The 25,142-nt window shown below is 56.0% G+C and carries 26 protein-coding genes and 1 pseudogene; 20 read left to right on the forward strand and 7 right to left on the reverse strand.

Going from position 1 to position 25,142, the window contains the following annotated elements:
- Window positions 1–41: 41 nt before the first annotated feature.
- The 5 genes from ugpA (at window position 42) to V2S86_RS22475 (ending at window position 4,667) form a co-directional block, all read left to right on the forward strand.
- Window positions 42–929 carry a sn-glycerol-3-phosphate ABC transporter permease UgpA gene (gene ugpA, locus V2S86_RS22455; RefSeq protein ID WP_004950999.1) on the forward strand — a complete coding sequence of 296 codons (888 nt, stop codon included), beginning with the start codon at window positions 42–44 and terminating at the stop codon, window positions 927–929.
- Window positions 926–1,771 (forward strand): sn-glycerol-3-phosphate ABC transporter permease UgpE, encoded by an 846-nt coding sequence (gene ugpE, locus V2S86_RS22460; RefSeq protein ID WP_006323078.1) that lies wholly within the window; start codon window positions 926–928, stop codon window positions 1,769–1,771. Before ugpA ends, ugpE begins: the two co-directional genes overlap by 4 nt.
- A 16-nt stretch (window positions 1,772–1,787) precedes the next feature.
- Window positions 1,788–2,864 (forward strand): sn-glycerol-3-phosphate import ATP-binding protein UgpC, encoded by a 1,077-nt coding sequence (locus V2S86_RS22465; RefSeq protein WP_330764198.1) that lies wholly within the window; start codon window positions 1,788–1,790, stop codon window positions 2,862–2,864.
- Complete coding sequence (ugpQ, locus tag V2S86_RS22470; protein WP_330764199.1) at window positions 2,861–3,607, forward strand: glycerophosphodiester phosphodiesterase; 747 nt, start codon at window positions 2,861–2,863, stop codon at window positions 3,605–3,607. The genes V2S86_RS22465 and ugpQ overlap by 4 nt, the downstream gene beginning before the upstream one ends.
- Before the next feature lie 103 nt (window positions 3,608–3,710).
- Window positions 3,711–4,667, forward strand: coding sequence for an AEC family transporter (locus V2S86_RS22475; RefSeq protein ID WP_330764200.1), 957 nt, complete (start codon window positions 3,711–3,713; stop codon window positions 4,665–4,667).
- Here the strand turns inward: V2S86_RS22475 and V2S86_RS22480 are convergent.
- From V2S86_RS22480 to V2S86_RS22495, 4 genes and pseudogenes are all read right to left on the reverse strand, one after another.
- Window positions 4,648–4,977 carry a hypothetical protein gene (locus V2S86_RS22480; protein WP_330764201.1) on the reverse strand — a complete coding sequence of 110 codons (330 nt, stop codon included), beginning with the start codon at window positions 4,975–4,977 and terminating at the stop codon, window positions 4,648–4,650. The two genes, V2S86_RS22475 and V2S86_RS22480, sit on opposite strands and share 20 nt — an antisense overlap.
- A gap of 98 nt (window positions 4,978–5,075) precedes the next feature.
- Window positions 5,076–5,415: pseudogene (locus V2S86_RS22485) on the reverse strand (DUF943 family protein).
- Window positions 5,416–5,485: 70 nt separating this feature from the next.
- The gene (locus V2S86_RS22490; protein WP_330764202.1) at window positions 5,486–5,950 is read right to left on the reverse strand and encodes a DUF943 family protein; all 465 of its coding nucleotides are present in this window, start codon (window positions 5,948–5,950) and stop codon (window positions 5,486–5,488) included.
- Window positions 5,950–6,795: a YPO3983 family protein gene (locus V2S86_RS22495; RefSeq protein ID WP_330764203.1), complete on the reverse strand. Its 846-nt coding sequence runs from the start codon at window positions 6,793–6,795 to the stop codon at window positions 5,950–5,952. Before V2S86_RS22495 ends, V2S86_RS22490 begins: the two co-directional genes overlap by 1 nt.
- 237 nt (window positions 6,796–7,032) lie before the next feature.
- Here V2S86_RS22495 and V2S86_RS22500 point away from each other — a divergent pair, with 237 nt between their 5' ends.
- Window positions 7,033–7,893, forward strand: coding sequence for a carboxylate/amino acid/amine transporter (locus tag V2S86_RS22500; RefSeq protein WP_330764204.1), 861 nt, complete (start codon window positions 7,033–7,035; stop codon window positions 7,891–7,893).
- A gap of 42 nt (window positions 7,894–7,935) precedes the next feature.
- Here the strand turns inward: V2S86_RS22500 and metR are convergent, their stop codons facing one another.
- On the reverse strand, window positions 7,936–8,880 hold the full coding sequence (gene metR, locus V2S86_RS22505) for an HTH-type transcriptional regulator MetR (RefSeq protein ID WP_330764205.1): 945 nt from the start codon (window positions 8,878–8,880) through the stop codon (window positions 7,936–7,938).
- 105 nt (window positions 8,881–8,985) lie between these two features.
- On the opposite strand from metR, the gene metE reads away from it, so the two are divergent.
- Both metE and V2S86_RS22515 read left to right on the forward strand, forming a co-directional pair.
- Window positions 8,986–11,262 (forward strand): 5-methyltetrahydropteroyltriglutamate--homocysteine S-methyltransferase, encoded by a 2,277-nt coding sequence (gene metE, locus V2S86_RS22510; RefSeq protein ID WP_330764206.1) that lies wholly within the window; start codon window positions 8,986–8,988, stop codon window positions 11,260–11,262.
- A gap of 189 nt (window positions 11,263–11,451) precedes the next feature.
- The gene (locus tag V2S86_RS22515; RefSeq protein WP_330764207.1) at window positions 11,452–12,312 is read left to right on the forward strand and encodes a helix-turn-helix domain-containing protein; all 861 of its coding nucleotides are present in this window, start codon (window positions 11,452–11,454) and stop codon (window positions 12,310–12,312) included.
- Between the two features lie 34 nt (window positions 12,313–12,346).
- Here V2S86_RS22515 and V2S86_RS22520 read toward each other — a convergent pair whose 3' ends face one another.
- The gene (locus V2S86_RS22520) at window positions 12,347–13,183 is read right to left on the reverse strand and encodes a dienelactone hydrolase family protein (RefSeq protein ID WP_330764208.1); all 837 of its coding nucleotides are present in this window, start codon (window positions 13,181–13,183) and stop codon (window positions 12,347–12,349) included.
- A 497-nt stretch (window positions 13,184–13,680) separates the two neighbouring features.
- Here V2S86_RS22520 and udp point away from each other — a divergent pair, with 497 nt between their 5' ends.
- The 12 genes from udp (at window position 13,681) to hemB (ending at window position 24,405) form a co-directional block, all read left to right on the forward strand.
- Window positions 13,681–14,442, forward strand: a complete 762-nt coding sequence (udp, locus tag V2S86_RS22525) for a uridine phosphorylase (protein WP_330764209.1) — start codon at window positions 13,681–13,683, stop codon at window positions 14,440–14,442.
- 215 nt (window positions 14,443–14,657) lie between these two features.
- Window positions 14,658–15,440: a tyrosine-protein phosphatase gene (locus V2S86_RS22530; protein ID WP_330764210.1), complete on the forward strand. Its 783-nt coding sequence runs from the start codon at window positions 14,658–14,660 to the stop codon at window positions 15,438–15,440.
- Window positions 15,441–15,527: 87 nt separating this feature from the next.
- Window positions 15,528–16,058: a DedA family protein gene (locus V2S86_RS22535; RefSeq protein ID WP_330764211.1), complete on the forward strand. Its 531-nt coding sequence runs from the start codon at window positions 15,528–15,530 to the stop codon at window positions 16,056–16,058.
- 140 nt (window positions 16,059–16,198) lie between these two features.
- Window positions 16,199–17,746, forward strand: a complete 1,548-nt coding sequence (gene rmuC / locus V2S86_RS22540) for a DNA recombination protein RmuC (RefSeq protein ID WP_330764212.1) — start codon at window positions 16,199–16,201, stop codon at window positions 17,744–17,746.
- 79 nt (window positions 17,747–17,825) lie between these two features.
- Window positions 17,826–18,581, forward strand: coding sequence for a bifunctional demethylmenaquinone methyltransferase/2-methoxy-6-polyprenyl-1,4-benzoquinol methylase UbiE (gene ubiE / locus V2S86_RS22545; protein ID WP_004951027.1), 756 nt, complete (start codon window positions 17,826–17,828; stop codon window positions 18,579–18,581).
- Between the two features lie 13 nt (window positions 18,582–18,594).
- Window positions 18,595–19,203 carry a ubiquinone biosynthesis protein UbiJ gene (gene ubiJ, locus V2S86_RS22550; RefSeq protein WP_330764213.1) on the forward strand — a complete coding sequence of 203 codons (609 nt, stop codon included), beginning with the start codon at window positions 18,595–18,597 and terminating at the stop codon, window positions 19,201–19,203.
- Window positions 19,200–20,831 (forward strand): ubiquinone biosynthesis regulatory protein kinase UbiB, encoded by a 1,632-nt coding sequence (ubiB, locus tag V2S86_RS22555; RefSeq protein WP_330764214.1) that lies wholly within the window; start codon window positions 19,200–19,202, stop codon window positions 20,829–20,831. Before ubiJ ends, ubiB begins: the two co-directional genes overlap by 4 nt.
- An 80-nt stretch (window positions 20,832–20,911) precedes the next feature.
- Window positions 20,912–21,175, forward strand: a complete 264-nt coding sequence (gene tatA, locus V2S86_RS22560; protein WP_330764215.1) for a Sec-independent protein translocase subunit TatA — start codon at window positions 20,912–20,914, stop codon at window positions 21,173–21,175.
- A gap of 3 nt (window positions 21,176–21,178) precedes the next feature.
- On the forward strand, window positions 21,179–21,757 hold the full coding sequence (gene tatB, locus V2S86_RS22565; RefSeq protein ID WP_330764216.1) for a Sec-independent protein translocase protein TatB: 579 nt from the start codon (window positions 21,179–21,181) through the stop codon (window positions 21,755–21,757).
- A 3-nt stretch (window positions 21,758–21,760) separates the two neighbouring features.
- Window positions 21,761–22,531: a Sec-independent protein translocase subunit TatC gene (gene tatC / locus V2S86_RS22570; protein ID WP_311994979.1), complete on the forward strand. Its 771-nt coding sequence runs from the start codon at window positions 21,761–21,763 to the stop codon at window positions 22,529–22,531.
- A 54-nt stretch (window positions 22,532–22,585) separates the two neighbouring features.
- Entirely contained in the window at window positions 22,586–23,368 is a 783-nt protein-coding gene (gene tatD, locus V2S86_RS22575; RefSeq protein ID WP_330764217.1) for a 3'-5' ssDNA/RNA exonuclease TatD, read from the forward strand.
- A gap of 14 nt (window positions 23,369–23,382) precedes the next feature.
- The gene (gene hemB / locus V2S86_RS22580) at window positions 23,383–24,405 is read left to right on the forward strand and encodes a porphobilinogen synthase (protein ID WP_330764218.1); all 1,023 of its coding nucleotides are present in this window, start codon (window positions 23,383–23,385) and stop codon (window positions 24,403–24,405) included.
- Window positions 24,406–24,449: 44 nt separating this feature from the next.
- Here hemB and rfaH read toward each other — a convergent pair whose 3' ends face one another.
- Window positions 24,450–24,938: a transcription/translation regulatory transformer protein RfaH gene (gene rfaH, locus V2S86_RS22585; protein ID WP_330764219.1), complete on the reverse strand. Its 489-nt coding sequence runs from the start codon at window positions 24,936–24,938 to the stop codon at window positions 24,450–24,452.
- Window positions 24,939–25,142: the final 204 nt, after the last annotated feature.

The raw sequence follows: 25,142 nt of genomic DNA on the forward strand, positions 1-25,142 counted from the left end.
AGACTGGCTTACCCGTCTTTCGTCTTCATGAGTCCCTGATTATGAGCTCACATCGTCCCGGTTTCGGCTGCAGCTGGCTGCCCTATGCGCTGGTGCTGCCGCAGTTGCTGATAACCGCAATATTCTTCCTGTGGCCCGCCGGCGAGGCGCTGTGGTATTCGGTGCAGAGCCTCGATCCCTTTGGTCTGTCCAGCCAGTTCGTCGGGTTGGATAACTTTAGCCAATTGTTCCAGGATCCGTACTACCTCGATTCTTTTTACACCACGCTGGTTTTCAGCTTCCTGGTGGCAGGTATCGGATTGGTGGTGTCGCTGTTCTTCGCCGCGTTGGTGGATTACGTGCTGCGCGGCAGCCGGATTTACCAGACGCTGATGATCTTGCCTTACGCCGTGGCCCCCGCTGTGGCGGCGGTATTGTGGATCTTCCTGTTTAACCCCGGCCTGGGGCTGATCACCCATTTCCTTGGCGGACTGGGCTACAACTGGAACCACGCGCAGAACAGCGGGCAGGCGATGTTCCTGGTGGTGCTGGCTTCGGTGTGGCAGCAAATCAGCTATAACTTCCTGTTTTTCCTGGCGGCGCTGCAATCGATTCCGCGTTCGCTGGTGGAAGCGGCGGCTATCGACGGCGCCGGCCCGGTGCGGCGTTTCTTCAACCTGGTGTTACCGCTGATCACCCCGGTGAGCTTCTTCCTGCTGGTGGTTAACCTGGTGTACGCCTTCTTCGATACTTTCCCGGTGATTGATGCCGCTACCGGCGGTGGCCCGGTTCAGTCCACCACCACGCTGATCTACAAGATTTACCGCGAAGGCTTTGCCGGCCTGGATCTGTCCAGCTCAGCGGCGCAGTCGGTGATCCTGATGCTGCTGGTGATTGGCCTGACGGTGATCCAGTTCCGCTTCGTCGAACGTAAGGTGCGCTACCAATGATTGAGAACCGACGCGGGCTGGATATCTTCAGCCACGTAATGCTGATTATCGGCGTGCTGGTGGTGCTGTTCCCGCTGTACGTAGCCTTTGTCGCCGCCACGCTGGACGACAAGCAGGTATTTCAGGTGCCGATGACCCTGATACCGGGCGGCCATCTGTGGGAAAACATCCGCAATATCTGGCAGGGCGGCGTGGGCAACCTCAAGGTGCCGTTCTCGCTGCTGCTGCTGAACAGCGTGATCATGGCGCTGGCGATTACCTTCGGCAAAATTGTGGTGTCGGTGTTGTCGGCCTACGCCATCGTGTATTTCCGTTTCCCGCTGCGCAGCCTGTTTTTCTGGCTGATTTTTCTCACCCTGATGCTGCCGGTCGAGGTGCGTATTTTCCCGACGGTGGAGGTGATCTCCACCCTGAACCTGCTGGACAGCTACACCGGCCTGACGCTGCCGCTGATGGCCTCGGCGACCGCGACCTTCCTGCTGCGCCAGTTCTTCATGACGCTGCCGGATGAGCTGCTGGAAGCGGCGCGCATCGATGGTGCCGGCCCGATGCGCTTTTTCTGGGACATCGTGCTGCCGCTGTCGAAAACCAATCTGGCGGCGCTGTTTGTCATCACCTTTATCTACGGCTGGAACCAGTACCTGTGGCCGATCCTGATCACCAGCGACGCCTCGATGGGGACCGCGGTGGCGGGCATCAAGAGCATGATCTCCACCTCCGGTGCACCGACCCAGTGGAATCAGGTAATGGCGGCGATGATTCTGACCTTAATTCCACCGCTGACGGTGGTTCTTCTGATGCAGCGCTGGTTTGTGCGCGGTCTCGTCGACAGCGAGAAGTAACGAGAGAAATGTTCACATGGCAGGTTTAAAACTACAGGCAGTCACCAAATCCTACGACGGTAAAACGCCGGTGATTAAGCAAATCGATCTCGACGTGGCGGACGGCGAGTTTATCGTGATGGTCGGCCCTTCAGGCTGCGGAAAATCGACGCTGCTGCGTATGGTCGCCGGGCTGGAACGCACCACCAGCGGCGATATTTATATCGACAGTCAGCGCGTGACCGATATGGAACCGAAAGATCGCGGCATCGCGATGGTGTTTCAGAACTACGCACTGTATCCGCACATGAGCGTGTACGACAACATGGCCTACGGCCTGAAAATTCGCGGCTTCGGCAAACAGCATATCCAGCAGCGGGTGGAAGAAGCCGCGCGCATTCTGGAGCTGGAGCCGTTGTTGCAGCGCAAGCCGCGCGAGCTTTCCGGCGGGCAGCGCCAGCGGGTGGCGATGGGGCGCGCTATCGTGCGCGAACCGGCAGTGTTTCTGTTCGATGAACCGCTTTCCAATCTGGATGCCAAGCTGCGCGTGCAGATGCGCCTGGAATTGCAGCAATTGCATCGCCGGCTGAAAACCACCAGCCTGTACGTCACGCACGATCAGGTTGAGGCGATGACGTTGGCGCAGCGGGTGATTGTGATGAACAAGGGCGTAGCGGAACAGATTGGCACCCCGAGCGAGGTCTACCAGCGCCCGGCGTCGTTGTTTGTCGCCAGCTTTATCGGCTCTCCGGCGATGAACCTGCTGCCCGGCACCTTGAGCGCCGACGGCAGCCAACTGTTGCTGGCCGGTGGCATGACGCTGAATTTACCGCAGGCCAAAGCGCAGTGGGGCGGCCGCCCGTTGACGCTCGGCATCCGCCCGGAGCATATTCAACTGACCACCCTTGAGCAAGGCGGCGTGCCGCTGGAACTGCAAACGCTGGAGCTGCTGGGCGCAGATAACCTGGCGCACGGGCAGTGGGGCGGCCACGGCGTGATTGCGCGGTTGTCGCATGAAACTATGCCGACGGCGGGCAGCACGCTATATTTGCAACTGCCTGCACAGGCGCTGCACTTTTTTGATTCAAACAGCGGATTACGGATGGAACAATGACCACAGCCTGGCCTTATCCTCATATCGTCGCCCACCGCGGCGGCGGTTCACTGGCACCGGAAAATACCCTGGCGGCGATCGACGTTGGCGCGCGACACGGCCACAAAATGATTGAGTTCGACGTCAAGCTGGCGCAGGACGGGCAGATCTTTTTGTTGCATGACGATACCCTCGATCGCACCAGCGACGGTTGGGGCGTGGCGGGCGAGCTGCCTTGGGACAAACTGGTGCAGTTGGATGCCGGCAACTGGTACAACTCCGCCTACAAGGGCGAGCGTCTGCCGTTGTTGTTGGAGGTCGCAGAGCGCTGCCGGCAGCACGGCATGATGGCGAATATCGAAATCAAACCTACCACCGGCGCTGACGATGAAACCGGCCGCGTGGTGGCGCTAGCGGCACGGCTGTTGTGGCAAGGCCAGACCGAACCGCTGCTTTCTTCGTTCTCGGTTGAGGCGCTTGAGGCGGCACAGCGTACGGTGCCGGACCTGCCGCGCGGCCTGTTGCTGGATGAATGGGATGACAACTGGCAGGCGCTGACAGAGCGGCTGGGCTGCGTGTCGCTGCATATCAACCACAAAGAGCTGACCGCTGAGCGGGTCGCGGCGCTGAAGGCCGCCGGCCTGCGCATTCTGGTGTATACCGTTAACCAGCCGGCGCGTGCGCGCCTGTTGTTGAACTGGGGCGTTGACTGTATTTGTACCGACCGGATAGATTTGATCGGCCCGGATTTTCCCAACGAATAATCTCCGTTGTTACGGGCGCAGTCTGCTGCGCCCGTGAATTCGCCGGCGCCTGTTGATTCTTGCGACGTCAGCCCCTTGCCGCCGCGCTAACGGAAGGGATGTGATGTCTGTCTTTATTGTTTCCTTGTGGCACCAGATAGCGCTGTCTTTGCCGCTATTTGTTCTGATCGTGCTGGGATATGGCCTTATCCGCTGGGGTAAGTGGCCGGCTACCATCACCGACGGTTTGACCCGTTTCGTCTTCTCCCTGGCGCTGCCCGCCATGTTATTTCGCATGATGTGCGATTTCTCGCGACGCCCGGCGGTGGATGCCCGCTTGCTGATCGCTTTTTTCGGCAGTTGCCTGATCGTGTTCGTGATGGGCCGCATCACCGCGCGCCGGCTGTTTAAACTGGATGGGGTATCCGGTTCGGTGTTCGCGCTGGGGGGGATTTTCTCCAATAACGTGATGCTGGGCCTGCCGATCGCCAGCGTGATGTTGGGTGAGGCGGCGATCCCTTCGGTTGCCCTGGTGCTGGTATTCAACGGGCTGATCCTCTGGACGCTGGTAACCATCTCGATCGAATGGGCGCGCAACGGTTCGCCCACGTTGCACGGCTTTATCAAAACCGCGCGCAGCGTGCTCACCAATCCTCTGATCGTCGGCATTCTCTCCGGCACGCTGTTCAGCCTGACCGGTCTGCCGTTGCCGACGTTTGTCGATCAGCCGGTCAGTATGCTTGGCCAGGTGGCGGCGCCGCTGTCGCTGGTGGTGCTGGGAATGGGGTTGGCGGAATACCGTATCAGCGAGGGGTGGCAACTGAGCAGCGCCATTTGTTTCTTCAAGCTGATCGTCCAGCCGCTGATCGTCTGGCTGCTGGCCTGGATGATGGACCTGCCGCCCATGGAAACCCGTGTGGTGGTGCTGCTGGGCTCAATGGCGGTTGGGGTCAATGTTTACCTGATGTCACGCCAGTTCAATGTGCTCACCGGCCCGGCCGCCACCAGTTTGGTGATGTCCACCGCACTGGCGGCAGTCACTACGCCGCTGATCCTCACCATTATGGGCGTGCGGGTGTAACCGGCATCTGCGTTTGCGGCACCGTCGGCGACGTGCGGTTAAACGGATTGCGCGGCTGGTTGCCGTTTGGCAGCAATTGCCCGCCGTTGGGCGCATTTCGCAGCAATTTTTGCTGTTCGTTGTCGAATTGCCGCTGTTGTTGCAGGCGACGCTGATCCAACTGCTGGTTATTCAACATGCGTTGTTGCTGCATCTGCTGATTGCGCTGGTTAAGGAACTGCTGTTGCGAACTGAGCTCGGTTACGCCATTGGCCGCCATTGCCAGCCCGGACAGCAACAGCAGGCCGTACAGAATGTGATAACTCTTCATGATATTTACTTCGCCTTTTTTGCAACAGGTATCTACCATAAAGAATAGACTCTTTTCTCGGCCAGTTGTAGCAATCTCTGGGTGAAAATAAGTGTAAACTACTTGGCCTCGAATTTACTTTCGTATTCAACTACTTCGCCATTTTTTTGTAGTAGGTATGTACCATTATATACTGTGAGATATATCCTGTTTTCACTGTCATTATTAACAGAAAAAACAGCATCTTTTTCGATACAATTTATCTTTGTTTTTCAGCCACCAAGCTATTTTTCCTCTGTCAGTAATAGGGAAGTTTTTCACTAAAACAGCACTGAAATTCCCATCATCATGAATGGCAATGATTTCCACTGGGCGCAACGACAACCAGAAGAAATAAATAAGCAGAACACAGCCAGCTAACGATAGCGCACGAAGCGTTTTCTTGTTTATTGCTTTCACTGGATCCTCCGATGATCTCTACTGCGGCCTCTATATTTCTCTTGCAGGATGACCCACTTGAAAAACTATTTTATTTATATTTATTTTTTACCATCTCGCCGTTTTCCTGCATTCGATATACTCCACTGTCCAGGCGAAAAGACAACCCTGTGTTTTTACTGTACCTCACCATAATAAGAGCGTTTTTATCAATGCAATTAATTTTTGTTTTCATATCATCAAAGCAGAGTCTGTCATACTTTTCCTCTTTTTTGTATCCATCGCCAAAATCCCAAAATATTACAGAAAAAAAACCATCTTTTGCAGGTTTGGGAATGTTGTATTTGTCTTTTAACAGGAGTTTGTTTTCCATCCACCAGTTTATTCTCTCTTTCTCAGTAAAAGGGAAGTTTTTTACCAGTACATCACTGTAATTATTTCTCTGATGAACAGCGATAATTTCCACTGGACGAAGTGACAACCAGAGGACGCAACCGAGAGGAACACAAGCTACCAGTGTTAGCATACAGAGAGATTTCTTAATTTTTACTTTCATTATGCTTCCCCGGTAATTTCTACTGTGGTTTCCATATTGGTCATAAAGGGTTTGAAACCAAACTGATTATAGCGCTGGAGTACAAACCAGATGCGGAAGAAAAGGAATTGTTTAAACTTAATATTTAAAATATCGTCATTATCCAGGCCGAAGTGATCCTGTACTTTGTAATGCACAAGCGCACGATAGCGATTGTCAGCTATTTGCAACGATTTTAGGGTGACATGGGTTGCCCAGGTATCGTGAACGGTAATGCCCATTCCATTGAAGCTATCCAAGGGTCTATCAAACTTAGGTAGTTTACCACTAAATATTGCATCCCTTAGTCTGCCCTTCTCTTCTGATGGATAACACTTGTTGTTCCAGTCTATTTTTTCATTAAGTGCTTCTTTTAAAAGAAGTCGTGTGCTGTTTTTAGAATTGTCACTCAGTATCTGCTCTTTCAAAGCAGTATCCAGAGCGATATCGTTAAATGCCGAGCCATTGCCGTTCTGCATATGGGTAATCATCTTTGCGATCAGGCTTTTATAGGGGCCATAGAGGGCAAAAGGCTTTGAGAGTTGGCGGAATTCATCGAACAGAATTTTGGCGCATTCCTGACGGGTGATTCTTTCATTTTTATTATTGATATTGTTAGCATAACCGTAGCTATAAGCCATAGGCTTGCTGGGCTGAGCGATTTTCGTCAGTGAATAAGGGGAAACCCGGGTCGATACATCGGTCAGATGAAAATGCGTTTTTAACTGTGTTTCGGATAAATCACCAAAGTGCATATCGCTTGCACCGTAATCATCCATTTGTTTTTGGGTTTTAAATATCGTGCAGGGGAACTCTAGTGCTGACATAGTCAAACTTTCCTTGTGTCGTCGTCAATGTTGCTCCTGGCAAGGGATGCTATGGCATAACGGGCAGTATTGCATAGCGCTCTTGCCCAAATTCGGATTTTTGGCCGATTTGCTAACCCACCGGCGAAAAATTGCCGAAAAGTTTATATTTTGCACAGCTGTAAACTGCCTTTTCATCACGCCGTATTTCGCCTTCCGTTACAATCGCCTTTTCTGATTGTTTAGGGTGAACCCGACGTGCTGCTTTTGGTGATTACTACCGTCTTATGGGCGTTCTCTTTCAGCCTGATTGGCGAATATTTGGCGGGCCAGGTCGACAGCTGGTTCTCGGTGCTGATGCGTATCGGGCTGGCGGCGTTGGTATTCCTGCCTTTCCTGCGCTGGCGCAATATCAAGCCGAAAGTGATCCTGATGTACATGCTGGTGGGTGCCTGCCAACTGGGCATCATGTACCTGTTCAGCTTCCGTGCCTACATGTACCTGACAGTACCGGAATTCCTGCTGTTTACCGTGTTTACGCCGCTGTACGTCACGCTGATTTACGACCTGATCAGCGGTCAACGCCTGCGTTGGGCCTATGTATTCAGCGCGTTGCTGGCGGTACTGGGCGCGGCGATCATCCGTTACCATCAATTGAGCGAGCATTTCTGGTGGGGCTTGCTGCTGGTGCAGGCGGCGAATATCAGCTTCGCCATCGGCATGGTCGGTTACAAGCGCCTGATGGAGGTGCACCCGCTGCCGCAACACACGGCATTTTCCTGGTTCTACCTCGGGGCGTTGGTGGTCGCGGTGGTCGCCTGGTGCCTGTGGGGTAACCCGCAACAGTTGCCGACCACTAACCTGCAATGGGGCATTCTGGTGTGGCTGGGCGTGGTGGCTTCCGGGTTGGGCTATTTCATGTGGAACTACGGTGCAACTCAGGTGGATGCCGGGACGCTCGGCATCATGAACAACATGCACGTGCCCGCCGGGTTGCTGGTGAATTTGGCGATCTGGCAGCAGCAACCGCACTGGCCGAGTTTTATTGTCGGCGGGGCGGTGATTGTCGCTTCGCTGTGGGTGCACCGCCGCTGGGTGGCACCAAAGCCGGCTAATTGAGACCACGGGCTACCCAAGCGCAGGTAGCCCGCAGGATCAGGCTTACGAAGCCAGCGGTTTGACGCTGGCGGTGAGGGTGCCCGGTCGCGCAGCGTCGCGAACGAACGGCAGGTGATTGCAGGCGTGTTGGCGCGCCGAACGAATAAACGCCTCCGTCACCGCCTGGCGCTGCTCGCCGTCGCGTACCGCAGCGTACAGGCGGCTCCACAGGCCATCGCCCAGGGTTTTTGTCACCACCAGCCCCTGGCGTTCAAAACTTTCGACTACCCAATGCGGCAGCGCCGCAATCCCCATCCGTGCCGACACCATCTGGATCAGCAGCAAGGTGTTATCGACGTTTTTCAGCGCCGGGCTGACGCCGGCCGGCTGCAGGAAATGACGCCATATATCCAGCCGCTGGCGCTGCACCGGATAAATCATCAGCGTTTCATCGCTCAAATCTTCCGGCTCAATATGCAGTTTGCCGGCCAGTGGATGGTCCGGCGCCAGCACCAGACGCACCTCGAAATCAAACATCGGCGAATAGTGCAGGCCGCTGCGCGGCAGGATGTCAGAGGTCAGCACCAGATCCAGCTCCCCTTGCTGCAGCGCCGGTTGCGGATCAAAGGTGACGCCGGACTTAAAGTCCATCACCACCTGCGGGAAGCTCTGGCGGAAGTTGTCCAACGCAGGTGTCAGCCACTGAATGCAGCTGTGGCATTCGATGGCGATGCGCAGTGTGGTTTGATGCGGTTCGTGGCACGCCTGCAACGCCTGCTGGATTTGCGGCAGTACCTGTTCTGCCAGCTGTAACAGGATTTCTCCCTGCACGGTAAAGCGCAGCGGTTGGCTTTTTCGAACGAACAGTTTGAAACCCAGGCGCTGCTCCAGATCGCTGAACTGATGCGACAGGGCCGATTGCGTCTGATGGAGTTGAGCCGCGGCGGCCGCCAGAGAGCCGGTGTTGCGCAGAGCCTGCAGCGTCCGTAGGTGTTTCAGTTCGATCATGAGAGTCCTTCACAGTGACAGTGAATAAATTGCGCTTGTGGTTAATACAGTACCTGCGGATTATGGATGTGTAAACATCTGGACGGCTAAATGAGGGATATGACGATGGCAATTCTAAATCACACTCTGGGTTTTCCACGCGTTGGGCTGCGACGTGAACTGAAAAAAGCTCAGGAAAGTTACTGGGCAGGCAACTCAACGCAGGAAGAGCTGCTGGCGGTTGGCCGCGAGCTGCGCGCTCGCCATTGGCAACAGCAACAGCAGGCCGGGGTGGATTTGGTGCCGGTCGGCGATTTCGCCTGGTACGATCACGTATTGACCACCAGCTTGCTGCTGGGCAACGTGCCGGCACGTCATCAAAATGCGGATGGCTCAATCGATCTGGACCAGCTGTTCCGTCTTGGCCGTGGCCGCGCACCGAGCGGTAAACCGGCAGCGGCGGCAGAAATGACCAAATGGTTTAACACCAACTACCACTACATGGTGCCTGAATTCCATAAGGGCCAGCAGTTCAAACTGGGCTGGACTCAATTACTGGATGAAGTCGACGAAGCGCTGGCGCTGGGCCACAAAATCAAACCTGTGCTGCTGGGGCCGGTCACTTACCTGTGGCTGGGCAAAGTGAAGGGCGAGCAGTTTGATCGACTGTCGTTGCTGAAGGACATTCTGCCGGTTTACCGGCAGGTTCTGGCCGAACTGGCGCAGCGCGGCGTAGAGTGGGTGCAGATCGACGAACCTGCACTGGTGCTGGAGCTGCCGCAGGCATGGCTCGACGCCTTTAAACCGGCTTACGACGCGTTGCAGGGCCAGGTAAAACTGCTGTTGACCACCTATTTCGACAGCGTCGGTCACAACCTCGACGCTATCCGCACATTGCCGGTACAGGGCCTGCATGTCGATCTGGTTGCCGGTCACGACGATATCGCCGTATTGAACAAGGCATTGCCAAAAGAGTGGCTGCTGTCACTGGGCGTCATCAATGGCCGTAACGTCTGGCGTGCCGATCTGAGCAGCTGGTTTGACCGCCTGCAGCCGCTGGTTAACAGCCGTCCGCTGTGGATTGGCACCTCTTGTTCCCTGCTGCACAGCCCCATAGATCTGAGCGTGGAAACCCGCCTGGATGAAGAAGTGAAGAGCTGGTTCGCCTTCGCTCTGCAAAAATGCGCCGAAGTGGCTTTGCTAAGCGCGGCGCTGAACGCACCGGATGCAGAAAAACGAGCAGAACTGGACGCGTACAGCGCGCCAATCCGTGCTCGTCGTCATTCCAGCCGCGTACATAATGCGCAGGTAGGCCAACGTCTGGCCGCCATTACCGCACAAGACAGCGAGCGCCGGAGCCCTTACGCTCAGCGCGCTCAGGCGCAGCGCGATCGTTTCAACCTGCCGGCCTGGCCGACCACCACTATCGGTTCATTCCCGCAGACCACCGAAATCCGCGGCCTGCGCCTGGATTTCAAACAGGGGCGTCTGGACGGCAACAATTACCGCACCAGCATTAGCGAGCACATCAAACAGGCGATCGTTGAACAAGAGCGTCTGGGCCTGGACGTGCTGGTGCATGGCGAAGCCGAGCGTAATGACATGGTGGAATACTTCGGTGAGAACCTCGACGGCTTCGTCTTCACCCAAAATGGCTGGGTACAGAGCTACGGTTCCCGCTGCGTAAAACCGCCGGTGATCATTGGCGACATCAGCCGTCCTGAAGCCATTACCGTGGAGTGGGCGAAGTATGCGCAATCGCTGACCGACAAGCCGGTAAAAGGCATGTTGACCGGCCCGGTGACCATCCTTTGCTGGTCGTTCCCGCGTGAGGACGTAACCCGTGAAGTGATCGCCAAGCAGATCGCCCTGGCGCTGCGCGACGAAGTGGAAGATCTGGAAAAAGCCGGTATCGGCATCATCCAGATTGACGAACCGGCACTGCGCGAAGGGCTGCCGCTGCGTCAATCCGACTGGGCCGCTTACCTGGACTGGGCAGTGGAGGCCTTCAAATTGAACGCCGCCGTAGCGCAGGACGACACGCAGATCCACACCCACATGTGTTACTGCGAATTCAACGACATCATGGATTCCATCGCGGCGCTGGATGCCGACGTGATCACCATCGAAACCTCACGTTCCGATATGGATCTGTTGGAAGCCTTCAAAGAGTTCGAGTATCCAAACGAAATTGGCCCAGGCGTGTACGACATCCACTCGCCAAACGTGCCAAGCGTGGAATGGATCGAAGCGCTGCTGCGTAAAGCGGCGCAGAACATCCCGGCGGAACGCCTGTGGGTTAATCCGGATTGCGGGCTGAAAACCCGCGGCTGGCCGGAAACCCGTCAGTCGCTGGCCAACATGGTATCGGCGGCACAGCGCTTGCGCGAGCAGCAAGCCTGACCGGAGTCCGCTCGACCAGCGAGGCTGGCGTGCAACCAATAATGTTCTGGTGTGATTTTTTTGGGCGCTTCGGCGCCCTTTTTCGTTGTTCAACCGCAATCGTTCATTTTTTGCCCTGCCGCAGATTTTTCCCTGGGTCGATTGGTTATCATCTGGCGTTATCTTTTCCGGGTTGGAGGGGCATCGCTGATGAAACATCCGCTGCTGACGGTGTTGGCGCCGTTACTGGATGACGCGCAGGGGATCAGGCAGGTTTATTTTGCCGATAACCGGCATCCTGCGCCGGACCTTTCTTCTTTGGTCAATTATCCGCGCATTGAGCTGGTGTTGGCCGGGGAGCAAAGCGTGGCCTGGGTGGGCCATCAGGGGGAACGCCAGCGACAGCTGTTACTGCCCGGGGATGCATTGTTTGTCCCGGCGCAGGGGTGGCACTGCCCACACTGGCAGCGGCCGGTCACCACGCTCAGCCTGCGGTTCAACAAGCAGCAACTCGGCTACAGCCTGCTGAAATGGGATGGCCGCGATCCTATCCCTCAAGGGAAGGATAGCGTGGCACGACGTGGATCGCGCGTGGGATCTTTTACGCTGCAGGCCCTGAGCGAACTGGCGGCGCATCACAACGATCAGCCAACGGCGCGCTTTCTGGTGAAGGGGCTGCTGAGCCATGCGATCGATCTGTTCGGCTCGTCGGCACCGGTGGCATCACGCAGTCAGACGTTGTTTTTGGCGGTGCGGGATTATCTTGAAGCGCATTTCCGTGAGCCCTTAACCCGCGAGTCGGTTGCGCAGTTTTTTGGCATTTCCCCCAATTACCTTTCGCATTTGTTCCAAAAGTCGGGCGGCTTGGGTTTTAACGAGTCCCTGAATCATGTCCGGCTGGAACAGGCCAGACACCTGCTCAGGGACGACAATATGAAGGTAAAGGATGTAGCGCAGGCCTGCGGCTTTGTTGACAGCAATTATTTCTGCCGCCTGTTTCGCAAGAATAACCGATGTTCGCCTTCGGTGTACCGCAGCCGGCAGCGAAGTGAGCCGGCGTTGGACGAGTAGACCGGGCGCAATAGGCCGTGCGCCCGAGGGAGAGTTATTTGACGCCGGCCACGCCGTGCTGGGCGAACCATGCCAGCATGCGTTGCCAGCCGTCCGTTGCCGCTTCGGCATCATAGCTTGGGCGATAATCGGCATTGAAGGCATGACCCGCTTCGGGGTACACCACGATCTCGGCATTGGCGTTAGCTGCGCGAATCGCCTGGCGCATGGTTTCCACCGTTTCCAGCGGGATGCTGGTGTCCTGGCCGCCGTATAATCCCAGCACCGGCGCAGACAGCTGCGTTGCGACGTCGACCGGGTGTTTGGGGGAATTCAGCGTTTTTTCTCCCACGAACTTGCCGTACCAGGCCACTGCTGCCTTCAACTGCGGGTTATGTGCCGCATACAGCCAGGTAATACGGCCGCCCCAGCAGAAACCGGTAATCGCCAGCTTGCCGGCGTCGCCGCCATGACGGGTGGCCCAATGGGCGGCGTGGTCGAGATCGGCCAGCACCTGACTGTCCGGCACCTTGCTCACCAGTTTCTGGAACAATTCGCCTATGTCGGTGTAATCCCTGGCATCCCCCTGGCGGAAGTAAAGCTCGGGCGCTATCGCCAGGTAGCCCTGTTTCGCCAGGCGGCGGCACAAATCCTGAATATGCTCGTGAACGCCAAAAATCTCTTGCACCACCAGCACGACCGGGAAGGGGCCGTCGTGGTTCGCCGGCTTGGCAATATAGGCCGGCAGATTGTCACCCTGCGAGGGAATGGTGGTTTCCCCGGCATGAATACCCTGAACGTCGGTATGAAGCGTAGAAGCGGCCAAGGGTATTACGGCCGGGGCGAATCCCCCCTGAGCCTGTTTTAATGTCATCACATGGTCGGTTTTCATTGCGGTCTCCGTGCAATAGAAAAAAGCGCTGAGAATAACTATAGGTAAGATTACCCGTTATTGGCACCCGGTTGAGCATTTTCGGTCAAGTCCGTAAAAAACGATTAATTATCTGGCTTTAGCGCGTTTTTCTTATCTTTTTATCAGGGTATTGCGCATTTTGGCCTGCATTAGCGCCATAAGGTGCGTTAGCCACATTTTTTGTTGCTAAGTCGCCGATAAAATAAGGCTATTTAAGTAGCATCATCATTGCGGGAAAGGGGCTTGTCGCCAAGGAAAAGGCACTAAATGGCGGTCTATTTTGTCGGCTAGACTTGTGGCAGGTGCGGCTTTCATAGCAGCTCTTGGGTTATTTTATGTGACTTAAATCACAAAAATTATGTAGATTGCTCTCTGTTTCTTTGTTCATGGTGATGGTCGTCACGAAATTGGGTGGCGATTTTCAGTAGAGTACTTTTTTGTTCCTCCCAATAAACATGATCTATGAGGAGTCTCGTATGTCTCAATCTGACGTTTTTCATCTCGGCCTCACTAAAAACGATTTACAAGGGGCCCAGCTTGCCATCGTTCCGGGCGATCCGCAGCGCGTAGAGAAAATTGCCAAGCTGATGGAAAATCCGGTGCACCTGGCTTCCCATCGTGAATTTACTACCTGGCGTGCAGAGCTGGACGGCAAGGCAGTGATCGTCTGCTCCACCGGCATCGGCGGCCCGTCTACCTCGATTGCCGTTGAAGAACTTGCGCAACTGGGGATCCGTACCTTCCTGCGTATCGGGACCACCGGGGCGATTCAGTCGAACATCAACGTCGGCGACGTGCTGGTCACTACCGCGGCTGTTCGCCTCGACGGTGCCAGCCTGCACTTTGCGCCGATGGAATTCCCGGCAGTGGCCGACTTCGCCTGCACCACCGCATTAGTAGAGGCTGCCAAGGCCAGCGGTGCCACTACGCACATTGGCGTGACCGCGTCTTCTGACACCTTCTATCCTGGCCAGGAACGTTACGATACCTATTCCGGCCGCGTCGTCAGCCGCTTTAAGGGCTCGATGGAAGAATGGCAGGCGATGGGCGTGATGAACTATGAAATGGAATCCGCCACCCTGCTGACCATGTGCGCCAGCCAGGGCCTGCGGGCCGGTATGGTTGCCGGCGTGATCGTCAATCGCACCCAGCAGGAAATTCCAAACGCAGAAACCATGAAAAAGACCGAAAGCAAAGCGGTACAGATTGTGGTTGAAGCGGCACGCCGCCTACTGTAATTGCTCCCTTCAACGGGCCGCCAACGCGGTCCGTTTTTTCATTCAGCCTTAATCTGTTACGGTTATACCCACGTTTTGCAAACTGCGGCTGGCCGCAACGTGAAAACCAGGGGGTATACAGCCATCCGCGCCACCCTTTCGGCCGCCTCTTTATCCGTTGATTTCGGTTTTGCCGTTCAGGTTGCGCCTTTTAGACAATAACCACGAGGACGTCTATGACCGCCCAGATTCTGCTTCATCCTTCACTTGCTCCGCTTGATGGCGGCATTAACTTCCGCGATCTAGGCGGCAACAGCGTCGCCGATGGTCGCCGTATCAAACGCGGTCTATTGTTCCGTTCCGGCGCGCTGGATTGTCTGACGGAAAACGACTGCGCCTTCCTGGCCGGCGTGCCGGTGCGCTCGGTGCTGGACTACCGCGACGCCGATGAAGTGCAGGGCAAACCTGATATTCTGTGGCGTGGCGCCGATTACCATCATGTTCCGGCCAACCCATTGAGCAGTGAGGTTAACGCTAACCTGGAAAAGCTGACCAGCCAGACGCTGGCCGGTTTCGACGCGCAGGCGTTTATGCTGGAGTTGTATCGCCGGTTGCCGTTCGGCAATCCTGCGTATAAACGGCTGACTCAACTGCTGATTGCCCCCGATAGCGGTGCTATCGTCCAGCATTGCGCAGTGGGTAAGGATCGCACCGGGGTGGGGGCGGCGCTGGTGTTGTTTGCCCTGGGGGCCGACGAGGCGACGGTGGTTGAAGATTACCTGCTGACCGAAACCACGCTGGCGACCTTCCGCGAGCACATGCTGGATCAACTGTCGATTCGCCTGAACGCCTCGGCGTTGGGGCAGTTCACCTACGTGCTAAGCGTCCGCGAAGAGTTCCTGATGACCGCCCTGAGCTGCATTCGCGCTCAATACGGTTCCACCGATCGCTGGCTGGAGGCAGAATACGGCCTGGGCCCAAGTCAGCGTGAAAGGCTGCAGGCACTCTACCTCGAGTAAACCGCTACACGTTTAGCCGGGGTTTAACCTGCCCCGGCCGGCATTGCGTATCCTTGGCACAGAAAACCCCCGTATCAGGAGCCCGTATTGAGCCTCAACGACATTATCAACTGGGTCAGCGACGCCGTGCGTCAGCACGAAGGCTGGGCCATCCCCATTATTTTCTTCCTGGCATTCGGTGAATCGCTGGCGTTCTTGTCCCTGCTGTTGCCGGCCACGGTGATCCTGCTGGCGTTGGGCGCGTTGATTGGCGAGAGCGGCATCGCTTTTTGGCCTATCTGGGCCGCCGCCGCCATAGGGGCATTTTTCGGCGACTGGCTTTCTTATTGGATCGGTTACCACTATCAGGACCGCGTGGCGCACATGTGGCCGCTATCGCGTAATCCGCAGTTACTGGACCGCGGCCATCTGTTTTTTGAACGCTGGGGTGTGTTGGGGATTTTTATCGGCCGTTTCTTCGGCCCGCTGCGCGCGGTGGTGCCGCTGGTCGGCGGCATCTGCGGCATGCCCCAACGTTACTTCCAACTGGCGAATATCACCTCGGCGATGATCTGGGCGTTCGGTATTCTTGCGCCGGGGGCGTTTGGCATCAAGTGGCTAACCCAATGGTTTGGTTAGTTCTTGCCTGACTTGCGCGGTGTTTCGCAATATTGCGCTACCGGTGCAAAATCAGGCTGGACATCCATACAGTCTCCCCTTAACGTGACGGGCAACAGGCGCATTAAACGCAGGAACGGCAAGGCGTAACAGGAGGCAGGGTGGATACCAGTTTGGTTTACGGTGTGGGTGGGGTAGCGATCGGCATACTGCTGGGGTGGTTGATCGCCAGCCTGCGCGTGCAGCAGGCCCACGCGCAGCATGAAACCGAGCTGCGGCTACTGGAACAGTCGTTGCAGCAGGCACAGCAGGAAACGGCGGCCCGGCAGGACGTTCTGCAACGCAATGAACAGCAAATGCGGCAAACCGATTTGGAGTTACGTAATTTGCACAGCCAATTGGCGGCCGGGCACGAAAAATTGCAGCAGCTCAATCACTGGCGCAACGAATGTGAGTTGCTTAATCAGGAGCTGCGCGCCCAGCGTGAGGTCAACAGCGCTCAGGAAGCCGAACTGCGGGAAGTGACCATCCGTCTGGAAGAGACCCGCATGGCGGCGGAAGAGAAACAGCGTCTGTTGATCAACAGCGAACAACGGCTCACCACCCAGTTTGAAAACCTGGCCAACCGCATCTTCGAACACAGCGGGCGCAAGGTGAACGAACAGAACCAGCAAAGCCTGGATCGCCTGCTGCTGCCGTTGCGCGAACAACTGGACGGTTTCCGCCGTCAGGTGCAGGACAGCTTTGGCCAGGAAGCCCGCGAACGCCATACCCTGACCCATGAAATACGTAACCTTCAGCAACTCAACGCGCAGATGGCACGTGAGGCGATTAACCTGACCAAGGCGCTGAAAGGCGACAATAAAACCCAGGGCAATTGGGGCGAGGTGGTGCTGAGTCGGGTGCTGGAGGCCTCGGGTTTGCGCGAGGGGCACGAGTATGAAACTCAGGTTAATGTGCGGCTGGATCATCAGAGCCGCATGCAGCCTGACGTTATTGTGCGTCTGCCGCAGGGCAAGGATGTTGTGATCGATGCGAAAATGTCGCTGGTCGCCTACGAACGTTATTTCAACAGTGAAGACGACGCGGAACGCGAGGCGGCGCTGAGCGAGCATATCGCCTCGTTGCGCGGCCATATCCGCTTGCTGGGGCGCAAAGATTATCAACAGTTGCCCGGCCTGCGTTCACTGGACTATGTGTTGATGTTTATTCCGGTGGAGCCGGCTTTCCTGCTGGCCATCGACCGGGAGCCGGAATTGATAAGCGAAGCGCTTAAACACAATATTATGCTGGTCAGCCCGACCACGCTGTTGGTGGCGCTTCGCACCATCACCAACCTGTGGCGCTATGAGCACCAGAGCCAGAATGCTCAACGCATTGCCGACCGGGCGGCGCGGCTGTATGACAAGATGCGGTTGTTTGTCGACGATATGTCGGCGTTGGGACAAAGCCTGGACAAGGCTCAGGGGAGTTATCGCCAGGCGATGAACAAACTGAGCGAAGGCCGTGGTAATCTTATTGGCCAAACCGAAGGGTTCCGCGCGCTGGGGGTTGAGGTGAAACGACCGATCAATCCCTTGCTGGCACAGCAGGCCGGCGCGCAGCATGATGATGAAGATGAGGCAGCGGATGACGATGACGTCAACGCGCTGCCGCTGGCGGAAGACGACGATTCCGCCGAAGAACCACGCTCCGCTTCGCAGGCATGACAGCCGCCGCGAGGTGGGGTATTCCGTGGGGTTCTGGTACACTCGACCACACAAAATTGACTGAATAGCAGGCAGGACAATGGCAGATCAATCGCAGGAAACCACAGATTTCGGTTTTCGCACCGTAGCTAGAGACGAAAAACAGGCCATGGTGGCAGACGTTTTTCATTCGGTAGCGGCAAAGTATGACGTGATGAACGACCTGATGTCGTTTGGCATCCACCGTATCTGGAAGCGGTTTACCATTGACTGCAGCGGCGTGCGCCGTGGGCAGCGTGTACTGGATCTGGCCGGCGGCACCGGCGATCTGGCCGCCAAGTTCTCCCGCATGGTCGGTGAGCAAGGGCAGGTCGTGCTGGCGGACATTAACGACTCCATGCTGAAGATGGGGCGCGAGAAGCTGCGCGATCGCGGCATCATCGGCAACATCAGTTATGTGCAGGCGAATGCCGAAGCGCTGCCGTTCCCGGATAACTATTTTGACTGCATCACCATTTCCTTCGGCCTGCGCAATGTCACCGACAAAGACAAAGCGCTGCGTTCGATGTTCCGTGTGCTGAAGCCAGGCGGCCGCCTGTTGGTACTGGAGTTCTCCAAACCGCTGTTGGCTCCGTTGAGCAAAGCCTATGATGCCTATTCGTTCCACGTGCTGCCGAAAATCGGCGAGCTGGTGGTGAAGGATCCGGAAAGCTACCGTTATCTGGCCGAGTCAATCCGTATGCATCCCGATCAGGAAACGCTGAAGGGCATGATGGGCGCCGCCGGCTTTGACAACGTGACCTATTTCAATCTCACCGGCGGTATTGTGGCCCTGCATCGTGGTTTCAAGTTCTGATATGGACATGCCGATGCTGCTAACCCCCTTGTTAACCGGCGCGCTGGAGACATCGCTCAATAGCCTGCTGTTTCGCGATCGCAGTATGAAAGCCGCCCGACTGCGGTTGGCTGGGAAAATACTGCGTATTGAGTTGCAGGAGCTCGCTTCGCCGTTGGTGTTGATATTCAGCGAACAGCGGGTGGACGTGCTTGGCCAGTCTGAAGATAACGCCGATTGCACGGTACGCAGCCGGATATCGGTGTTGTTGAAGTTGCGCGATCGTCAACAGCTTTCGCCATTGATGCGCAACGGCGAGTTGATCGTCGAGGGCGATATTCAGGTGGTGCAACAACTGGTGGGGCTGCTTGATCTGGCGGAGTGGGATCCGGCGGAATGGCTGGCGCCCTATATCGGTGATATTGCCGCGCAGAGCATCACCCAGGTGCTCGGTAAAGGCGCGAGCCTGTTGAGATCGGGGTTGCAGCGTCAGCAGCATTACGTGGCGGAAACCCTGACGGAAGAGTGGCGCGTGGCGCCGGGGCCGCTGGAAGTGGTGTGGTTCAACGAGGAAGTTGACGCGACCACCCGCAGCGCCGAAGCGCTGATTGCCCGCATGGACAAGTTGGAGGGTAAACGATGACCCCTGGCGAACTACGCCGCCTGTATTTGATTGTCCGCGTTTTTCTCAGCTATGGCCTGGATGAACTGATCCCCAAGATGCGCCTGACGCTGCCGCTGCGTTTTGGCCGCCGCCTGCTGTTTTGGATGCCCAATCGCCACGCAGACAAGCCCCTGGGCGAGCGTTTGCGTCTGGCTCTGCAAGAGTTGGGGCCGGTATGGATCAAATTCGGCCAGATGATGTCCACTCGTCGCGACCTGTTCCCGCCACAGATTGCTGATCAACTGACCTTGCTGCAGGATCGGGTTGCGCCATTCGACGGCGCATTGGCGCGCAAGCACATTGAATTGGCGATGGGGGGCCCGCTGGAAACCTGGTTTGATGATTTTGACCAAGAGGCGTTGGCATCTGCATCGATAGCACAGGTGCATACTGCGCGCCTGAAAACCACCGGGCAGGAAATTGTACTCAAGGTCATTCGACCGGATATTGGGCCAATCATCAAGGCCGACGTTCGCCTGATGTATCGTTTGGCGGCCTGGGTGCCGAAACTGATGCCGGATGGCCGTCGTTTGCGGCCGCGTGAGGTGGTACGAGAGTACGAAAAGACTCTGCTGGACGAGTTGAACCTGTTGCGTGAAGCGGCAAACGCCATCCAGTTGCGCCGCAATTTTGATGGTAGCCCGATGCTGTACGTGCCGGAGGTCTACTCAGACTATTGCCGTGAAAGTGTGCTGGTGATGGAACGCATCTACGGCATACCGGTTTCGGATATTGCCACGCTGGAAAAGCAGGGCACCAACATGAAGCTGTTGGCTGAGCGTGGGGTACAGGTATTCTTTACCCAGGTATTCCGCGACAGTTTTTTCCATGCGGATATGCACCCCGGTAATATTTTTGTCAGCTACAAGCACCCTGAAAATCCCTGTTATATCGGCATTGACTGCGGCATCGTCGGCTCGTTGAACAAGGACGACAAACGCTATTTGGCAGAAAATTTTATCGCCTTCTTCAACCGTGATTACCGCAAAGTGGCAGAGCTGCATGTTGATTCAGGCTGGGTACCGCGTGATACCAATGTGGAAGACTTCGAGTTCGCCATCCGCACCGTGTGCGAGCCGATCTTCGAGAAGCCGCTCGAGGAGATTTCGTTCGGCAACGTGCTGTTGAATCTGTTCAATACCGCGCGCCGTTTCAATATGGAAGTACAGCCGCAACTGGTGTTATTGCAGAAGACCTTGCTGTATGTTGAAGGCCTGGGGCGGCAGCTCTATCCTAAGTTGGATTTATGGACTACCGCCAAGCCATTCCTTGAGAGTTGGATGCACGATCAGGTCGGCATACCGGCGGTGATTCGTGCCCTGAAGGAAAAAGCGCCGTTTTGGGCGGAGAAGCTGCCCGAATTGCCTGAATTATTTTACGATAGCCTGCAACAGCATAAACGGTTGCAACAAAGCGTTGATAAGCTGACCAATCAGATGCAGGCCCAGCGCGTTCGTCAGGGGCAATCGCGTTATTTGTTCGGCGTTGGCGCTACACTGTTAGTAAGCGGAACGATTTTGCTGTTAGGGAAGGTCGAGGTCTTCCCCGCGTGGCTGATGGCTGCCGGCATCGTATCCTGGGTGATTGGCTGGAAGCGAACCATCTGAATTGATTCAAAACTCTGGTAAAAACTGCCGTATAATGCGGCAGATTTTGAAAAAACCCTGTAAAAATAGAGGTAATTGCAATGGGCGGTATTAGTATTACGCAATTGTTGATCATCGCGGTGATCGTGGTGCTGCTGTTCGGTACCAAAAAACTCCGTACGCTGGGCTCCGATCTCGGTGCATCAATCAAGGGGTTTAAAAAGGCGATTGGTGACGACAACCCACCACCGACCAACACGGCTGAGAAAAGCAGCCTGGATGATGCTGACTTCACGGCAAAGCCTATTACCGATAAGCAGCCGGAAGTGAAAGCGGAAGAGTCGAAGAACAAAGAGCAGGTATAAACCGTGTTTGACATAGGGTTTAGTGAACTGTTGCTGGTTCTGGTCATTGGCCTGGTGGTACTCGGGCCAGAACGGTTGCCGGTAGCGGTTAGAACAGTTTCGGGTTGGATCCGTGCCCTGCGTTCGTTGGCGGCTTCGGTACAGAATGAACTTTCTCAGGAACTGAAGCTGCAGGAACTGCAAGACAGCCTGAAAAAGGTTGAGAAGGCGGGCCTGCAGAATTTGTCGCCGGAACTGAAGGCATCAATGGATGAGCTGAAAGACGCGGCGGAATCGCTGAAGCGTTCCTATCATGGCGAAGACAAAGACGAACCGGCGCACACTATCCATAACCCTCTGGTCACCGACCCGGAAGCCATTCATGACGGCGTGACCCCGGCGGAGGCTGCGACCACCGCCGCCTCACCGGAGGCTGTACCTAAACCGGTAGCGCCGGAGCCTGTCGTTGCGGCCACGCCGCAGGCAGTGCAGCCGTCAGCAGCACAGCCGGTCAAGCAGCCTGTTGCGGCGACCGTGGAGGCAACCCCAGAACCTGTTGCGGATAAAACCCCAGCATCTCACCAACCTAGTGGCGATCGTTAAAACATGGCTGTTGAAGATACCCAACCCCTTATCAGTCATCTGATAGAACTGCGTAAGCGGTTGTTAAACTCGATTATCAGCGTGCTGGTGATCTTCCTGGTGCTGGTTTATTTCGCCAACGACATTTATCAACTGGTGTCTGCGCCGCTGATCAAACAACTGCCTGCCGGGGCGAGCATGATAGCCACAGACGTGGCCTCACCGTTCTTTACCCCCATCAAGCTGACCATGATCGTCTCGGTGTTTGTTTCTGCGCCGGTGATCCTGTATCAGGTCTGGGCCTTTATTGCCCCGGCGTTGTACAAGCATGAACGTCGTTTGATGATGCCTTTGCTGGTCTCCAGCAGCTTGCTGTTTTATCTCGGCATGGCGTTCGCCTATTTTATCGTGTTCCCGCTGGCGTTCGGTTTTTTTGCCAAGACCGCACCGGCCGGGGTGATGATTGCGACCGACATCAATAATTACCTCGATTTCGTCATGGCGCTGTTTATGGCGTTTGGCGTGGCGTTTGAGGTGCCGGTTGCCATTATTCTGCTGTGTTGGAGTGGCGTCACTTCGCCGGAAGACCTGAAAAAGAAACGTCCTTACGTCCTGGTCGGGGCTTTTGTGGTTGGCATGCTGTTAACGCCGCCGGATGTTTTCTCGCAGACCTTGCTGGCGATCCCGATGTATCTACTGTTTGAAGTGGGCGTGTTCTTTGCTCGCTTTTACACCGGCAAACGTCGCCCACAGCCGGAAGAAGAAGACGAGGGTGACGAACCCCCGGCAGCTTAATCTGCGTTTTGTTTCTAGAGCCGCCCGATGGGCGGCTTTTGCTTTGGAAAAACCATGTTTGATATCGGCGTTAATCTCACCAGTTCACAGTTTGCCAAAGACCGCCCGGCAGTGGTGGAACGCGCACGCGCCGCGGGCGTGAATGGGTTGTTAATTACCGGCACCGACTTGCAAGAAAGCCAGGCCGCCAGTGACCTGGCTCAGCAGCACGCCGGTTACTGTTGGTCCACCGCAGGTGTGCACCCGCATCATGCCAGCGGTTGGAGCGAGGATACCGCAGCCCGCATCCGCCAGTTGGCTATCAGGCCGGAAGTGGTGGCGATAGGGGAGTGCGGGCTGGATTTCAACCGTAATTTCTCCACCCCGGAACAGCAAGAAGAGGCTTTCAATGCCCAGTTGGCACTGGCCGCAGAGCTGGGGATGCCGGTTTTTCTTCATTGCCGCGACGCGCACGCACGTTTTGCCGCGCTGTTGGCGCCGTGGTTGGATAAACTGCCCGCGGCCGTGGTGCACTGCTTTACCGGCACCGCCCAGGAATTAGACCACTGTCTGTCGCTGGGGTTGTCGATCGGTATTACCGGTTGGGTCTGCGATGAGCGGCGTGGCCTGGAATTACGCGCACTGTTGCCGCGGATCCCGGCGGACCGTTTATTGCTGGAAACCGACGCACCCTATCTGTTGCCCCGGGATTTACGCCCTAAACCTGCATCTCGCCGCAACGAACCCTGTTTTTTGCCCCATATCGTCCGGCAGGTGGCTACCTGGCGGCAAGAAGACCCTGAATGGTTGGGGCTGAAAACCGTTGAGAACGCCCGCCGGCTGTTCCGGCTGGTATGAGTTAGGAGAAAACTATGAGCTATGCATTTCCGGGCGCTTTTCCAGGCCGCCGTATGCGCCGTGTGCGCCGTCATGATTTCAGTCGCCGTCTGGTGGCTGAGAATCAACTGACGGTTAACGACCTGATTTATCCGGTATTTGTTATGGAAGGCAATAACCGTCAGGAAGCGGTAGCCTCCATGCCAGGCGTATCGCGCATGAGCATTGATCTGCTGATTAAGGAAGCGGAAACCATCGCCAAACTTGGCGTGCCGGTGATCTCCCTGTTCCCGGTAATTGAACCGAGCCTGAAGTCATTGCATGCGGAAGAAGCTTATAATCCGGACGGCTTGGTGCAGCGTACGGTGCGCGCGTTGAAAGATGCGGTACCGGAGTTGGGCATTCTGACTGACGTGGCGCTGGATCCTTACACCACGCATGGTCAGGACGGCGTGATTGACGAGCACGGCTACGTCATTAACGATATCTCCAAAGATATTCTGGTGCGTCAGGCGTTATCCCATGCGGAAGCCGGAGCGGAAATCGTGGCGCCAAGCGATATGATGGATGGCCGTATCGGTGCAATCCGCGATCGTCTGGAGCATCAGGGGCTGATTAATACCCAGATCATGGCGTACTCCGCCAAATATGCCTCCTGCTATTATGGTCCGTTCCGAGATGCGCTCGGTTCGAGCGGTAATCTGAAAGGCGGCAACAAGAAAACCTATCAGATGGACCCTGCCAACAGTGACGAAGCCCTGCAGGAAATTGCGCAAGATCTGCAGGAAGGCGCGGATATGGTGATGGTGAAACCCGGAATGCCTTATCTGGATGTGGTGCGTCGGGTGAAAGACACCTTTGGCGTGCCGACCTTTGCCTATCAGGTTTCCGGGGAATATGCGATGCACATGGCCGCGATTCAAAACGGTTGGTTACAGGAGCAACCGGCGGTGATGGAGTCGCTGATGTGCTTCAAGCGTGCCGGGGCCGATGGTGTGTTGACCTACTTCGCGAAGCGGGTAGCCCAGTGGATGCATGATGAAGCGATGCAGCGCTAAGGTGTGTATCCCATGAAAAAGGCGCCATTTGGCGCCTTTTTGCTTTATAGCTTTTGGAACTGCCGATTATCCACGCTTTGGCTGACCTGCTTGTTAATCAGGTTCAGCAGCAGCATTGAGCGAGCTTCTCCGTCCGGCTCGGTGTAAATCGCCTTCAGCCCTTCGAACATGCCGTCAACGATCAGCACCGTATCGCCTGGTTGAGGGGTTTCAGGGTCGAAATAGGTTTCATTGGCATGAGTCTGCAGCTCTTCGATAACCTTCTGCGGGATGGTCGTCGGCAGCGAGCCAAAGCGCACGAAATGGCTGACACCACGCGTTGCGCTGATGGTAGTGGTGTGAATGCGTTCCGGGTCGAACTCCACAAACAGGTAGTTGGGGAACAGGGGTTCGCTGACCGCGATGCGTTTACCGCGCACGACTTTTTCCAGCGTAATGATCGGGCTCAGACAATTCACTTCCTGCCGCTCCAGATGTTCCTGCGCCCGTAATAGTTGGCCGCGTTTGCAATACAGTAAGTACCAAGATTCCATAATTTCACATGCCTTTCTGTCAGCCGGTAAGCATATCAAAAGCCGGTACGGATACATAGTGATGCAGGTTTCAGCTTGTAACAGCCGCTATCTGCATGAATCGTCGGCAATTAGCGAGGGGTCACACACTTATTCGCACGGCTTGGGTATAACAGAGGGCTAAAAATTTGTTACCGTCGCAAGTATGCCTTGGCCTGATGTGGC

The organism is Serratia sp. C2(1), from assembly GCF_036352655.1.
GTDB lineage: Bacteria > Pseudomonadota > Gammaproteobacteria > Enterobacterales > Enterobacteriaceae > Serratia > Serratia inhibens.